This window comes from Haemophilus sp. SZY H53, assembly GCF_054332375.1.
The window spans coordinates 33,373-48,675 of record NZ_JBTGNV010000005.1 but is presented as its reverse complement, the minus strand read 5'-3'; the positions used below and the strand labels follow the sequence as shown (position 1 = coordinate 48,675).

The window sequence follows — 15,303 nt, the reverse complement described above, 5'->3', positions numbered from 1 at the left end:
ATCGCCCGACTGTTAAAGTTACATCCAGTTATTAACCATCAATACTAATTGGAGAGCAGTTATGAACAGTACAACAAACTTAACCTTAAAAGCTCAATTTAAACAATGGCTTGAAGAGGAACAGAAAAACGATGAAATGATTGTTATCGGCACTATTCCGCATATATTAAGACGGTTTGATAAGCGATTAGCTATCATTAAAGGAAATCGGTTCGAGAAATATTATCTAAGCAAATGGCGAAGATTATTTCGTATAGATAAAGAGATTTATAAGTGAATTTAATATTATAATGAATTCTAGATACTATCTATACATTTCTATTTTTAGGATAATTAGGTATGAAACGACAAGAAAATTCTTTTCCCTTTGATCGAATCATTCAGCCATTTCATGAAATGGCTGCTTATGAAGCACTATGGAAAAAATATAATACATTTAAAACAGTAGCAGATTTGTTTAGGGAGTATCCACACTCTAGACCCTCTGAATTCGTACCCCCTAAAGAAATTGATGAAATGAAAGAGTTTATAAAAAATCAATTTCAAAACAAGGGAATTGATCGAGTTGGTATTCGTGTAAATGGATGTTTCGATTATCCCGAAAGATTACGAGATGCTCGAAATCCTATTGAGGCTTTTTATTTTAGAGGTAATTGGGAATTAATTGAGCATCCCAAACGAATAGCTATTGTTGGTTCCAGAAATGTTAGTAATGATGGTGTCAAGAGAACTAGAAAGCTAACAAAATTACTTGTAGAAAATGGATATACAATTGTATCAGGTTTAGCCAAAGGAGTGGATACCATTGCTCATTTAACAGCAATAGAATGTTCAGGCAGGACAGTTGCCGTTATAGGTACGCCTATTACAGAGAGTTATCCTCTAGAGAATAAACATTTACAAGATAAAATTGCAAGAGATTATCTTCTAATTAGTCAAATTCCAATTTGGAAATATAATCAGCATGATTATAGAACTAATAGACAGTATTTCCCAGAGAGAAATGTCACAATGTCAGCTCTGACTCAGGCAACAATAATTGTTGAGGCTAGTGAAACATCTGGAACATTAATCCAAGCTAGGGCAGCTCTTGCTCAAGGGAGAAAATTATTTATCTTAGATAATTGTTTTCTAAATCCTAATATTAGATGGCCTCAAAAATTTCTAAATAAAGGTGCTATTAGGGTAAAGAAAATAGAAGATATTTTAAATAATTTGGAAGGGTGATATGAAATCTTTTATTAAAACTTTGGAAGAAGAAAATCTCTCTGATTGCTATTATCTAGAAAAAGGCGATGTTTGCTTTTACTTTGGTGATTACACTCCACGAGGTGGATATGATTGTAGTGATGTAAATCGATTAATCGCAAATTTAAAGAAAGGTATTGATAGAAAAGATAGAGGAGATTATAAATATAAGAATTTAGCTATAGAACAGTGTGTATCAATGGTTAAATCTGTTCTAAATGATGTATTAGAACAGACAAAAGACCCTATTGTAATTATTCCTATACCGCCGTCAAAATCTAAAGAACATCAATTATATGATGACAGAATGCTTAGAATAGCAACCCAAGCTAGTTTAAATGAAGAAAGGATAAATGTAATAGAATTTGTAGAGCAAATTCACTCAACAGATGCTTTTCATTTGTCTGAAAGCTCTAGACCAACCCCGAACCAATTACAAAATAACTATCGTATATTAAAGCAAATTCCACAAAATTCTGAAGTGGTTTTGATTTTTGACGATGTCTTAACTACAGGTAGCCATTTTAAAGCTATAAAGAACTTGTTATTAGAGCAGTATCCTTATTTAGAAGGTAAAATATATGGGTTATTTATTGCTAAAGTGGTTAGGACATAAAATAAAACGGCATAATAATTTTTCTGTGTGATGTTAAGTAGCTTAGATAGTTTGCATGAGATGTGGAGAGTTGGAGGCGTAAGTCCTTTTTCATTTTTGTTCAACCAGTAAGTAAATTCTCTCTTATCTTTACGATAAGCCCTATTTCTCTAAAAAACTGGTTGAACAAAATAAAAACGGGTGATTCCCAAAAAAGCAAATCGAGAATATTTGCCTAAATTCAACATCATTCTAAATCAAGTTTTAGGCATATTGCAAGTATTAGCAACTAATTTTATTGTATATAGAAATAAAAAATCGTCATCACAGGCGATTTTAAAACTCAATAATAGTTACAACCTGACATGATTTATTTCTCTATACTCATGTTGCCCCAATACCCCAACTCAAATACAAGCGGTAGATTTACTGCTAGAACTTGCAAAATCTTAATCATAAACAACCGCTTGTATTATCCCTGTGTTCTATGTGGAATATTTAGCCATAATTTCATCAAAAGATTTTAGGCTATCTAAAAACTCCTCAAAATTATTTGCCACAGGAAAAAGCAGCATCTTTCCTGTTTCTTCATCATATTCATCATGAATTACAATACAAATCTTTGGTTCATCTCCGTTTGGATCCTCTCGATAATCAAAACAGATAAAGTCCCCATTTCCTGTACGAGCAAATGAATACACAGCTTCATAACCATAAGTTGGATCATCATAAATATATTGTCTACAGATATTTTGAGGATCTGGGTTCTGTTCAGTTTCAAAGCTATCAAAACCAATAGCAGCCATACCATCTTCTTTATTATAGCTATCATAATAAGTAATATAACTAGGTTCTACCGAAAGATTATTATGTTTCGATATCAATTCAACATATAACTTAGGAAACTTGATATTAAAAATATTTTCAACGTCTTTAATGATTGAAATATCAACTGTGCCATTATCATATGTAATTTCTAAATTTCTAAATTTCATATTATCTCCCCTCACTTAAAGATGCTTCGCCAATATGCTTCACTGCATCATGAATATTTGTAGGTAATAATTGCATATTATTAGGGCTACTTTGAGCATTATGATGCCATGTATATTTATCAATTTGAGCTTTACCTGAATAAATATCTTCTAGCTGCCTTTGAGTAAATAGATTTTTATTGACTTTACCTTGCTCTATTTCTTGCTTTAATGCTAGAGTTGCATTTTTCATTTCAAGCTCTCTCCTTACTTTACTAGATAAATTTTGATAATTTTTAGGCTTCTCAATTTTTGTGGTAAATGTCGCCACATCATCAAAAACAGGTAAACCTCTCGTATCATACGGAATATTTGCGAGCAGTTTTGTATTACCAAATTCATCAGGTTTAGAATGAACTTGAATTGCTTTGCCACCTTCTGATTGAATAATCTGAACACTTTCTCCCGTTTTTAAGGTTCGTTCTGTAACGGTAGAACGTGCATTTTGAACAACCGTGGTCGATTTTACATTATGCTCTCCAAATTTATCTTCAATTTTTGCTCTTGTTTGTTTTGGATTATAAATAGCTTTTTTATTGGAGGTATTGTTTATATCCTCTTTCGCAAACAAATGCGCAGCATTCATGGCTAATTCTATGCCTTTTTCAAAATCAGTTTGCTGAGCTTTTAATGCCTCAATCGTTTTCGCATTTTCTTCTTCAACTAACTGATAGAATTTTGTTTGCTCATCTAACGGTAAGCCATTCAACCAGCTATGCAATATACCTGATAATTCATCTGCAAAACCAACAGCACCCAATAATTCATTCGGTACCGTTGCTCTACATTCAATATCACAATTAGCAAGCAATTCAGCTCGTTGTTTTTCACTTAATTCTTTAAATCTCTGATGAACTTCCCCAACACTTTTACCATTTTGAATAGCTGCTTTTAATGATTTTTGGTATTGATAAACATCTTTAAGGGAAAGAGCATTATTCTCCACCGCTCTTTTCCCAATCTCCGCCCCAGCCACAAAACTGCCTGTGCTGTCGCCAACTAAACCACCGCTTAAACCAGCTGCGATTTGACTTAAATTCGCCACGTTTTGTTTTTGGCTGTCGGTTAGGTTTTCCGGTTTTTCCGTGCCGTAAAGCGTTTGCATAATCAAGGGAGCTGCTGCCTCTGCGGTTAATGCACCCACTGCACCGGCTGCGGCGTTGTTGCCTGTGAAATGCGCTTCTACTGCACCTAATACGGCGTGAGCAATTAAGTTGGCTTCTTTATTATCGCCGGTTTGCTCTTTAATCAGCTTGTTCAGATATGGCGAAGCTGCGCCCACTGCCGCTTGGTTTACGCTGCCTGTTGCCAAGCCTTGTAGAGCAGCGGTGGCTGCTCGAACACCCATTTGTAAGTTGCTGCCTAAGCCGTATTCCGCTTCAATCGCTTGTGCTTGGGCTTTGAGCTCGGAGGATTTTGTTGGGTTGTCTTTCTCGATAGCGTCCGCTTCTTGGCGTTTTTTATCGGCTTCTTTGAGCTTATCGCCCACCGCAAACTGCAACCAGTCTTCCGAAATCTGCCCAATGGTTTGTGCCATTTCTTGGCGTTCTTTCGCTTTGGTTAAGTCTTGCTTCTCCAGTTTTTGGTTCGCATTTGCTACATCTCGATTTAGGCTTTGCAAGGTTTCTTCAGCAGTTTTGCCCGTTTTCTGTTTTTGGGCTTCGCTGTCGGTAATTTGTACATTGATATTCGAGCTAATCGCGGCTTGTGTTTGGCTGCGTTCACTTTCGTTTGTGTTACCTAAAGCACTTAATGCCGCACCCATTGCCATCGTTGCCATTTGCGACATATCCGTGCTTGCCCCTGCGGTTACGGTGCTGACTTTAATATCGCTACGGTTTTCAATGTTTTCTGTCGTGAGCGTGCCTGTGGTTAAGCGGTGGTTTTCTTTTTTTCCTTCCGCATTGATAACGCCGCCTTTTAAGTGGGTGTTTTCGGCTACGTTGATAGCCGAGCTTTCTTTAATATTAAAGCCAGATTGTTGAGTAACCTGCGCATAATCCACATTGGCTTTGGTGCGGCTACCTTGAGCCGATACGCTCGAGCCACTTCCATAAATAGCGACTGAAGCACTTACACCACCTTGCGTTTGCTTGCTGTCATATTTTTCAATATCTTGCACGCTTTCAATATGCAGATTTTTGGTATCAAGTGCTAAGTGGTTGATATTCGCCGTCGCGCCTTTTAAGGCTGTGGTTTCGTTTGCTTTAATTGTTAAACGGTCGGCGTTGATTTCGGTGTGGTTTTGCACCTGCGAGTCGCTGTTTGAATGCCCTTTGCCTACGCTTGCGGCTCCTTCAATACCTAAACCGGTCGAACCGCCCGATTTGCCCACAAACACGCCCAGGCTCCAACTGCCGCTCTTGTTGTCGCTGCGGTTGGTTTGGCTGTCGGTGGTGCCGAGTAGTGTAACGTTGTTGCCTTCCAAGGTCGCTTCTTTGGCGTTGATTTTTGAGCCAACAATCGTGTTATCGCCCTCAGTGGCACGAACTGTAACCGAGCCGGCACTTAACTCACTACCTTGATGGGTAGTTTGTTGGGTGTGGCTGGTGGAGACGGATTTACTTGCGCCCACACTCACCGAGACTTTCGCATCGCTATTGGCTAGCGCTTCGCTGACACTGTCCGCTTTTTGTATTGCGTCAATCGCTTGGCCGGCTTTTTCTGCCATCTCAATGGCTTCGTTCGCTGCTTTCACTTTCAGCAATTTATCAAGTCTTTCGTCTTTGACTTGCTCCGAACGTTTTAAGCTGCTTTGCACTGCCATTGCCGCATCGGTTACTGCAGAACTGAAAGATACCGTTAAGCCTGACTGTTTATACTCGTGGCGTTCTTTTGAACTTAACTCATCTTGGCTTGCACCAATGTAAGTTGATTTACCTTCAATCGTAATGGCTTTGTCGAGTTCTTTAGAAGCAATTAAATCTGTGCCTGAAAGATGGGCGTGATTGCCTGCTTTCACACTCACATTGCCCGACACACTGCCCAGCGTACTGCGTGCTTGACTTTGTTGCCAGCCTTCCGCTTCGCTTTCGTGGGTTTCCGATTTTTTGCCAAAAGTAATGCCAATGCCACCACCCGAGAACACACCCGATTTTGATTTTTGCTCAAAATGGGTTTCTTTAAAGTAGTTCGTATCGGCAGAAATGCTGACATTATTGACCGCTTGTAAGCTTAAATCCTTATCGGCAATCGCTTGAAGGTTTTGGGCTTTTAGGTCATTGCCGGCAGAAACCAATATCTCGCCACCGCCCAATGTCGTGCCGACTTGGGTTTTGTCTTGATAGGTATCTAAGGTCGTTTTCTTCGAACTGCCGAATGCCCCACCGCTTTTCGTGTGGTGGTATTCCGCATAATCACTTGAGGTACTCGCCGTTCCCAACACCACATCATTTTCCGCTAACAAGGCTAAACGTTGTTTTGCTTCCAGTTGTGCCGCTTCGCTATAAATGTTTTGACCGCTTAGCACCACATCACCCTTGCCTTGCACACGGCTGACTTCAACACTTTGTACCGCTTCATTACGATAGTGGTTGCCGCCGCCCATCTTCTCATCAAAGCCCACCGATAAAGCGGTCAGATTTAAGTTGTTTTTTGCAGAAAGATAGGTTTGACCTTGCCCGTCATTGATGATGTCTGCACCGGCAAGAGTGATGTTGTTCGCTTGGATTTGCAGCGTACCGTTCTCGCCTTTGACGTGTAACAAGCCTTTACGACCAATGGTGGTGTCGGTGCGTTGGTAGCCTTGTTCATTCACGGAAGTCGTATGCGTTTGGCTTGTGTGGTTAAAGTTGCCGGCAACGTTCAGCAATATCGCGCGGTCGGCTTCTATTGTGCCGCCCACGTTCTCCATATCGCCACTTACCTTGCCCACAATCGCACCACCGCTGATGTTGCCGCTGTTGCGAATGCTCTCGCTGTCAAACTGCACCAGTTCACGACCGGCAACGGTGCCACTATTAATAAACTCGCCACCTTTGTGAATCACTTTATTACCCGAAAGCAACGTGCCATTGCCCGTGATGTCGCCTTTTTTCGCCAAGGCATACACTTTCGGCACTAACACGTTTTCCACTTTGCCGTTTGGTAAAGTAACCTGCTCGCTCTCCAACCACACAATATCTGCCGTCAGCTGTGCCACTTGGTTTGGTGAAAGGGCAATCCCCGGGCGTAAGTTGAATTTTTGGGCAAAGGTGATACCCGCATCCATCAAGCCACGATATTGGCTGTCAAAATCCGTATAATTCCCGACAAAATTTCTGCCCGTTAAACGGTTAATTTGCTCACGCACTAAACGCTGCTCATAAAAACCGTCGCCTAAGCGTTTTTGCACCGCATTCGGCTCATAGCGTAAAGCATTGAACATATAATCCGAACTTAACCAACGTTTTTGATTAGTAAAATCCGGGTCGGTTTCAACAAGTACACGGTTGGTCGGATTTGCATTAACCCGATACCACACATTCTGCGGAATCACTAAATTCGGCTGAATACTCCGCACTTCTTGCTGTTCGTTCAGGGCAATGCGTACCAGTGGGCGAGCTGAGGTATTGGCATTGTTCTTCGCCACCGTGGTCGGCTTAAAGGCTTCATCACGCAAGGTTTGGAAGGCATCTTGCTTCCCTGTCGGCGTTTGAACATCTACAGTCGCCCCATTGCCCGACCAAGCACCTAATACATCCATCTGATGCGCCATTCCGCCCAGTGAGGTAAACGAAGCCGAGCCGAGCGAGTTTAATCCCCCCAGCGTTTTGTTCCCTTGTGCAGAAAGTGCGTCATTCTGTACGCTCACATTGCTTAACGAAAGTTGATGAAGCGTTTTGTTTTTGAGTGAATCATCGGTTTGTTTGTTGTCAGCATAATTTACATTTTTTTCTGTTCTAACCACCTGCATATTAAATGGTGTTTCGATAATGCGGGTGTAATCATTTTCACCGTCCCATTTACGCTGATGATAACGTCTAAATCCTCCACGCCAACGGCTGTAAGTGTATTCACTTTTACCTGTATCTGTTATGCGATGTCTGCCCTCTTCATCTTCATTTTTAATTTTATTTTCGAGCAACATATCTTGACCGGCAATCACCACACTGCGATTATTCACAAAAGACTGACTATTGGCTTCTAAATTTCCGCCGGCAATAATTTGCCCTGCAACGGTCGTCAAGACTTTACTTTCATCTTCACGATGATGGGTTAATTTAATATCCCAAAAACGACGATAATAAGGTAATTTGAGTTTATCGATACGATCTTGGTTATGTTTTTGTATACCCTCATCTACTTTTGTCAAAGCCTCCTTATATTTATTTTCCCATATCGTATAAGGTTCAATATGCGTACGATAGAAATCCCATTTTTCTTTTGCTAATGTATATGCAGCAAGTTGATTTTCATATTCCTCAACTCTTTTCTGATAAGCCTCTTCTTTCTCAAAAAAACGTTTTCTAGGCTTGCTTGGCGCACTACCCGGATCTTCCTGTACTTTAAAGGTATCAAATTCTTTTGTGCTATCATCAAGTGAGAACCAATCGGCTTCTTTGTACCAAGGCTGAGCCTCTAATTTATCAAATGGAAATAATGGTGCAGCCTCAGCTGGAGCTGTTGCATTAAAATGTGCCCAAATTGGACTATCTATCCCATATTGACCCGCTGGATCGTAGTTACATTTTGCCTTCTCTCCACCATATTCATCGCAGTTCATTTGGTTGCGAACAGCAAGCACCATATCAGGTGTAATCTTATCTCCTGCTTTTAATTCTACAGGTTTCGTACCATCACTTTGGTAAACTAATTGTCCTGCTCGGCTCCAACCAACCCATTTGAGATATTTCATAGGGATAAACGGACTATTAGAAAGTGCGCCTTTCTCTTCTTTCAAGGTGTTGATGAACGTTGCAGGTAATTTATCATAGCCATCTTTAGGAATGATATAGTGCTCATTGATTGGTTTTGTTTTATCTTGTAATAACGTAATATCCTTATTGGGTTTACCTTCTTCAACATGCTCCACTGTAAAGTGTGTATTATTGTTATAAACCTTATCCACCCCAAAACGAATACGGCTTTCTGACTCAATCACACTACTGTTATTACGCAACACATCTGCTTTGCCTTCTGCTTGATGATGCTCATTTAAGATGCGACCAAAGCTCATATCGCCCACGCTGAAAAGCGTTGCGCCTACTTGGTTATCCGAAAGGTAATAGCCGGTATTATTCTCAATTTCTCGTGCGCCAATATCTAAACGCCCACGTGCAGCCACTACCGCAGAGAGAATTTCGCCATTGCCGTAATCTTTATCGCGGTTTTCAAACTTATCCGCTTGCAGGGCAATATTATCGCCATAAATGCGTCCTTTGCCCGTGTTGGTTAAACGACCACCCACCTTAATCACGGTTTGGGCATTTTCATCGGCACTCACGCTGTTGATTAACCCTTCATTGGTTAAATCGCCTTTTGCAGTAATGTGCGTGTTAGCACTACTGATGCGTCCATCAATACGGTTGGTAATATGGTTGGCATTTAAGGTAACTTGCTCATCGGCATATAAGTTATGCTGATTGGTCAGATTACCTGCCGTGCTAATGGATAAGCTTCGGTCGGCATTGATGTGGTTATTCGTCACAAAATCTTTTTGCTGGCGAATCGTAATATCTCGCCCTTCAATATGCCCGTTGGTCGTCACTTCATCTGCAAAAAGGGAAAGCGAATCCACCGCTTGCAAACGCCCGTTTTGGTTGTTAAGCGTCAGTGCTTTACCCTGAATCGCGACATTGCCACCGCCGGTTATTTCGCCTTGCTGATTATTCAGGTTCGATTGTATCTGTAAATCGCCTTGCACACGGCTATGGATTTTCCCTTGTTGGTTATCCAGCACCTGCGCTGAAATCGTTAGCGCTGAGGCTAAAATCCCTTGGGTCATCTTTTCATTCGTGGCTTTGGTCTGGCTGTTATTCAGTTGTGCGGTCTGGATGGATAAGACATTACCACTTTCAATAAATGAGCCGGTGTTACTCACTTTTTGGTTGTTGATATCCGCCGTTGCATTCAGCACCAGTTTATGTTGGGTGCGGATTTCGCCACCTCGGTTATCAATTTGGTTCGCTTGAATCGCCATTTCGCCCAAACCGTGGATTTTGCCCAGCTGTCGGTTATCCAATAAACCATTGACGTGAATGTTGCCTTGGTTTTCGGCATAAAGTGTGCCTTGTTGATTGTTTAATGAATCACTTTTGAGCACAAATGTATCTTTGCTGATCACGCTGCCGTTTGCATTATCAAGAGCTTGCTTCAGGTTGAGATGGAGTAAACCTTGCTCGTTGTACACTAAACCTTGTTGATTGTTTAAGGCAGTCGCTTCAATAGTGGCTTGTTGTTTGGCTGTGATATTGCCAAGTGTATTATCTAGTGTTGATAACCCAGAAAGTGATAGCGTCCCCTCCGTTGCACGCACTTGCCCTTCACGATTATTGACTTCATTCGCTTTTATATTGAGCGTTTCTTTGGATTTCACTTGTCCTTTCACATTGTTCAGATTGCCTTGCACTTGGACAGTGAGAGCTTGGCTCCCTTGCAATAATCCAGATTGGTTATCAATGGCTTGGGCAGTAAGAGCGGCTGACTCACCACTGATTCTGCCTTGGCGATTAGTGATATTTTCACGTGCCGAGACCTTTTGTCCGCCCAGCGAAGCCAATACCCCCGAGTCATTTTCAAGGTTGCGTGTGTTCAAGGTTTGTGCCTGTTGGCTTAATAAATAACCTTGTTGGTTCAGGAAATTTTGTGTTGTTAAAGCTAACTCGCCTAGCGCAATAATGCCTTTATTTTGTGCAGAGACTTGCGTTTGTTGGTTATTCAAATTGCCTTGATGCGTATGAATCGTCATATTTTGGCGACTTTGAATTAAACCGGCAGTGTTGTCTAAATCGCCACTTTCAAGCGTCAAATTCGCCCCGGCACTTAACTTACCTTGCTGGTTTGTTAAGGCTTGTTGGTGGGTGGTAATCTCAAGATTGCCTTGCTCTGCCACAATCGCTGCATCATTGTTATTGAGCTGTCCGCTGTTAAGCGTTGCATGGTTTTTAGCAATGATTTCACTTTGCTGATTATCAAGCTGACCGGCAACTGTAATGTGCAGATTTTCGCCCTGTATTAAGCTGCGATTGGTAGAAGAAATTGGACCGCTTGCCGTTAAATTGAGCGATTGATTCGCTTGAATCACGCCCCCTTCTTGTTCAAGAGTAATGAGATCCGCTTGCAGATTTTTTGCATCCACCACACCTTGATGGTTACGCACGATACCGGCATTTAAACGTAAATCCGCTTCAGACTTCATCACACCCAATGCGTTATGCAATGTCGCACGCCCCAAATGAATGTCGGCTTGTTGCGTAGATTGAATATGACCTTGCTGATTATTTAACTCACCGGCGGCAATCGTTAAGGCTTGCTGGCTGATAATTTTGCCTAAGGTGTTATCCAACGATTGCTGGTGCGTATTTAAACTGACACCGGTTTTCCCTTGCACCAAGCCGTTTTGGTTATTTAATGCGCCACTTTCAACTTGTAGTTGTTGGTTGGCAACCACTTTACCGTACTGATTATTGATCTGCTGTTGTTGGCTGTTAAGCGTTAAATTGCCTTGCTCGGCAAGCAACAAACCTCGTTGGTTATCTAGTGCTTGGCTTGTTATCGCAAGATGATGAGTCGCAGAGATTTCACTGTCTGTATTAGTTAATGCCTGCTGAACCGTTAAGGTGGCATTATCTGCCGCGATCACACTTTTTTCTGTTGATTGGAGTGAGCCGGCATTAAGGGTTAATTCGCCTGCACCAATTTGACCTGCCGTTTGTTGTAAGCTCTCTGCAACCGTTAAGGTCACCTTTTTTGCACCTGAAATGATCCCTTGGCTGTTCTCAAGATGTTGAGTCGTCAGCGATAAATCTTCATTACTTTGTAAGCGCCCTAAGCGATTGGTTAATGCCGTGCTATTCAATTGCACAGATTTAGCTGAAATCACGCCTTGGGTATTCTCTAATTTCCCTGAATTTATCGTTAAATTACCTGGCGTTAAAATTCCCTGATTTTGACCTTGGGTTTGTTGGTTGTTTAACGTTTTTCCATGCGTGTTAATCGTGATCTCTTGTTCGCCATAAAGCAAACCTGCCTGATTCTGCAATTCGCCTGAATTGACCGTCAGTTTACCTTTCGCCGTGATTTGACCTTGAGTGTTATTCAACTGCTGTTGTTGGGTCTGAATAGTGATATTCCCTCCAACGCTATTGATAACCCCAAGTAGATTGTTTAAGCCCTGGCTTTGAACAGTGAGATCCCCAACCGTATTTAAACGGCTTTGTTGATGACTGAACGGCCCTGAGACTTGAATATCTGCCTTCGTTGCCGAGATCAAACTGCCCTCTTCGCTCGTTAAACGCGCTGCATTTAACCACAGTGTATCCGCCCCAAGCTGCCCTGCTGTTTGTGAAAAATGATCAGCGACAGAAATATTAGCAACCGTCTTCCCTGAAATAATCCCTTCCTTGTTTTCAACCGACTGTGCAACAAACGTCAATGCCTGATTTGCTTTGATTAAACCTTGCGTGTTATCAACTGCGTTAGCCTCTAGCGTTTGTGCTTCTCGGCTTGCAATATAACCTTGTTGATTAACCAAATCTGCGCTTTTTAGCGTCAATTTACCCAATGCCACAATCCCTTGTTCTGATGAAAGGGTATTCTGGTTGGTTAATGTTTGATGATGGGTATCAAGCCAAATATCACTTTCGCTATGAATTGCACCTTGGGTGTTATCTAATTTTCCGCTATTTAACGTCAGCGTAGATTTTGAGCGAATTTTACCGGCGGTATTATCAAGCGTTTGTTGATGGGTATTGATATCAGCACGACCTTGTAAACTCTGAATGTCCCCTTTTGTATTATTTAATGCTTGGCTTGAAATCGTTAAAGCCGCCGTTTTCGCTTGAATCAAGCTGTTGCTGTTATCTAACTGATTCGCCAGCGTTAAATCCGTTTGATTTGCCACAATACGGCTATGCTCACGGCTGTGCAGATTTTGAGCCGAAAGCGTGATACGCTCCGCCTCAACCATGCCTGCCGTTTGGCTTAAATTTCCGGTCAGTGCCAAGGTTGCCTGTTGGGTGGCATTGAGCGTGCCGTGGTGGTTCGTCAGGTTTTGTGCGTTTAAGGCGAGGTTTTGTTGGGTATAAACCAAACCTTGGTCGTTATTGACGTTCGTGGCAGTAAGCTGTTGATTGCCACCGCTAACCACTCGCCCTTGTTGGTTGGAAAAATTGGACGACTGAATATTTAATTGCCCCAATGCCACAATGCCTTTGTCTTGTGTTGCCGTGAGCGTTTGTTGATTCGAAAGTGTTTGCCCATGGGTATTTATCGTCACATTTTGATGAGACTGAATTAAACCGCCGTCATTAAGCCATTCGCCCGACTTAATCACAACGTCTTTCTCCGCCACCAACATGCCTTGCGTAGCATCAACCTTACCTTGAGCAACATTAACCGTCAGCTTGCCTTTCGCCAACAAACGCCCTTGTTGGTTATCCATTCCCTGTGCATTAACCGTTAAATCCCCTTGGGTTTTAAAAGTACCGCCACGATTTTGCAGTTTATCGGCAACATTGAGCTTTAATTCGCTGCTGCCGGTTTGCTCCCAAATGGCACCGTTGGTATTCAGTGAGCGTTGTTGGGTCGTCAGTGTTTCCGCCTTCAGCACGCTGTTTTGCGTTTGGAGTTGGGCTGGCGTAGTGAGATTGAGCGTTTTTTCTGCCATCAGCACGGCATTATCCGCTTGAATGTTGCCCGCTTTTGCTTGCACATTCAGCGCATAGGCGTGGATTTGGCTGTTATCAAAGTTCGCCTCAGCAGCATTGACTTGGACATTCGACGCCAACACCTTGCCTTGCAGCGTACTTTTTCCGGTCGTGTTTACTACAATCGATTGCCCTTGGGCACTTGCTTTTTCAAGGGTACGGGTTTCGCCGTTTGGAGTGTCTTGAATCTCTACACCGGCGGCAATTAAGGAAGACGTTGAAGCGGTAACCTTGGGTGCCTTGTAGGTAATACGCCCTTTTGCCACCGTTTCACCTTGCTGGTGAATGGCTTGGTTTGCCGTTTGATGAATTTGACCGCCACGTGCGACTACAGAGCCATCTTGTTGAATATCGGCTGCCGTGTTAAAGGTCATGTCGCCTTGGCGGTTTTCGATTTTACCTCGGTTTTCAATGCCTTTTGTGCCTGCTAGTTGAACGGCGTGATTGGCGTTTAAAGTTCCGGTATTGACAATGCGACCTTCGCTGTCAATTTTGAGAGTTTCCGCACTCGCCCCAATATGTCCGGCATTGTGCACGCCCACGCCTTTTTCCGTGCCGATAAGATGAATTTTGCCCGAGTACATGCCACCCAACTCGCCAACATCCACCGCCACCTGTGGGCGTGGTTCATCCGCAAGCGGTTGATTGTTGTGAATAATTTGTAAATCTGTCGAAGTTTCCAACCGCTTGACCGTATTCTTACCGGTAATCACTTTAGCTTCTTTTTTAGACCAAACACCGGCATTGACTTGCGTTTCTCGAGCAATAATCTCGGTGTAATCTACTCGGCTGTTATCCAACCCCTTGCCCGATACTTTGACCTTACCCTTTTCCACCACAAAGCTTTCTAAGTTGCCGTTTTTAATCTGTGGTTTACCGGTTGTGAGCGTCGCACGGTTAGAGTTGATAATCCCACACCCTTCGCAATGAATACCGGACGGATTGGCAATAATCACATCCGCCTTTTTGCCTGCTACTTCCACATAGCCTTTTAACACTGAGGGGTCGGAGGAATTGACTTCATTTAAAATGACCTTGGCTTCCCCTCTCGCCAAATAAGGATTGCCCGTAATCAAACCGCCTTGCTGTGTTTGCACATTGGTGCGGCTGTTGTTCAAAATCGCCCCCTTGGTATCAACATCAAATTTGGCATATTTATTATGTGAAAGCCCTTTGTCGTTCGGGGTTTGAATATTGACTTGCGGTAAACCGTTCGCTGTTTGTAGTACTATCGGTTGTTGATTTTTCGGGGCGGATTTATCGGCTTGAATAATCAGATTGGCTAATGCCGAATTAGAGAATGCTACAAAGCCTAATGCACAATAAAGGCTAAAGGTAAGCGGTCGGATTTGGGCAAAAATGTGCGATAAGCCAAAAGCGGACGACTCCGTAGATTTACCTTCTGATTTTGCTAATTCAGAGGTTACCACCAAACGCTGAAGCGTTTTGCTGAAAATCACACGGAAACATTTTTTATTCATTTTTTAATCCTTATTTCAAAATTTTTTATTCAAAATCATGTAGGGTGGATGTAAATCCACATTACCCCACAAAAACCTTGCTCCCTCCGTAAACGGAG

The 15,303-nt window shown here is 42.3% G+C and carries 5 protein-coding genes; 3 read left to right on the top strand and 2 right to left on the bottom strand.

The genetic code is table 11. The annotated features are described in order from the left end of the window. The first annotated feature begins 61 nt into the window (after positions 1-61). The 3 genes from ACXVWB_RS05975 to ACXVWB_RS05965 all read left to right on the top strand — a co-directional run bounded on the left by ACXVWB_RS05975 (position 62) and on the right by ACXVWB_RS05965 (position 1,864). Entirely contained in the window at positions 62-277 is a 216-nt protein-coding gene (locus ACXVWB_RS05975; RefSeq protein ID WP_297568357.1) for a tRNA delta(2)-isopentenylpyrophosphate transferase, read from the top strand. 62 nt (positions 278-339) lie between these two features. Then, positions 340-1,227, top strand: a complete 888-nt coding sequence (locus ACXVWB_RS05970; protein WP_458485243.1) for a DNA-processing protein DprA — start codon at positions 340-342, stop codon at positions 1,225-1,227. A 1-nt stretch (position 1,228) separates the two neighbouring features. Further along, on the top strand, positions 1,229-1,864 hold the full coding sequence (locus tag ACXVWB_RS05965) for a hypothetical protein (RefSeq protein ID WP_297568352.1): 636 nt from the start codon (positions 1,229-1,231) through the stop codon (positions 1,862-1,864). Positions 1,865-2,328: 464 nt separating this feature from the next. Here ACXVWB_RS05965 and ACXVWB_RS05960 read toward each other — a convergent pair whose 3' ends face one another. Both ACXVWB_RS05960 and ACXVWB_RS05955 read right to left on the bottom strand, forming a co-directional pair. Then, entirely contained in the window at positions 2,329-2,838 is a 510-nt protein-coding gene (locus ACXVWB_RS05960) for an SMI1/KNR4 family protein (RefSeq protein WP_297568349.1), read from the bottom strand. A 1-nt stretch (position 2,839) separates the two neighbouring features. Then, positions 2,840-15,205 (bottom strand): two-partner secretion domain-containing protein, encoded by a 12,366-nt coding sequence (locus ACXVWB_RS05955; RefSeq protein WP_297568346.1) that lies wholly within the window; start codon positions 15,203-15,205, stop codon positions 2,840-2,842. Positions 15,206-15,303: the final 98 nt, after the last annotated feature.

Excerpts from the sequence above, each read along its gene's own strand:
- ACXVWB_RS05975 (WP_297568357.1), top strand. The coding sequence starts at position 62 with ATGAACAGTACAACAAACTTAACCTTAAAAGCTCAATTTAAACAATGG.
- ACXVWB_RS05970 (WP_458485243.1), top strand. The coding sequence starts at position 340 with ATGAAACGACAAGAAAATTCTTTTCCCTTTGATCGAATCATTCAGCCA.
- ACXVWB_RS05965 (WP_297568352.1), top strand. The coding sequence starts at position 1,229 with ATGAAATCTTTTATTAAAACTTTGGAAGAAGAAAATCTCTCTGATTGC.
- ACXVWB_RS05960 (WP_297568349.1), bottom strand. The coding sequence starts at position 2,838 with ATGAAATTTAGAAATTTAGAAATTACATATGATAATGGCACAGTTGAT.
- ACXVWB_RS05955 (WP_297568346.1), bottom strand. The coding sequence starts at position 15,205 with ATGAATAAAAAATGTTTCCGTGTGATTTTCAGCAAAACGCTTCAGCGT.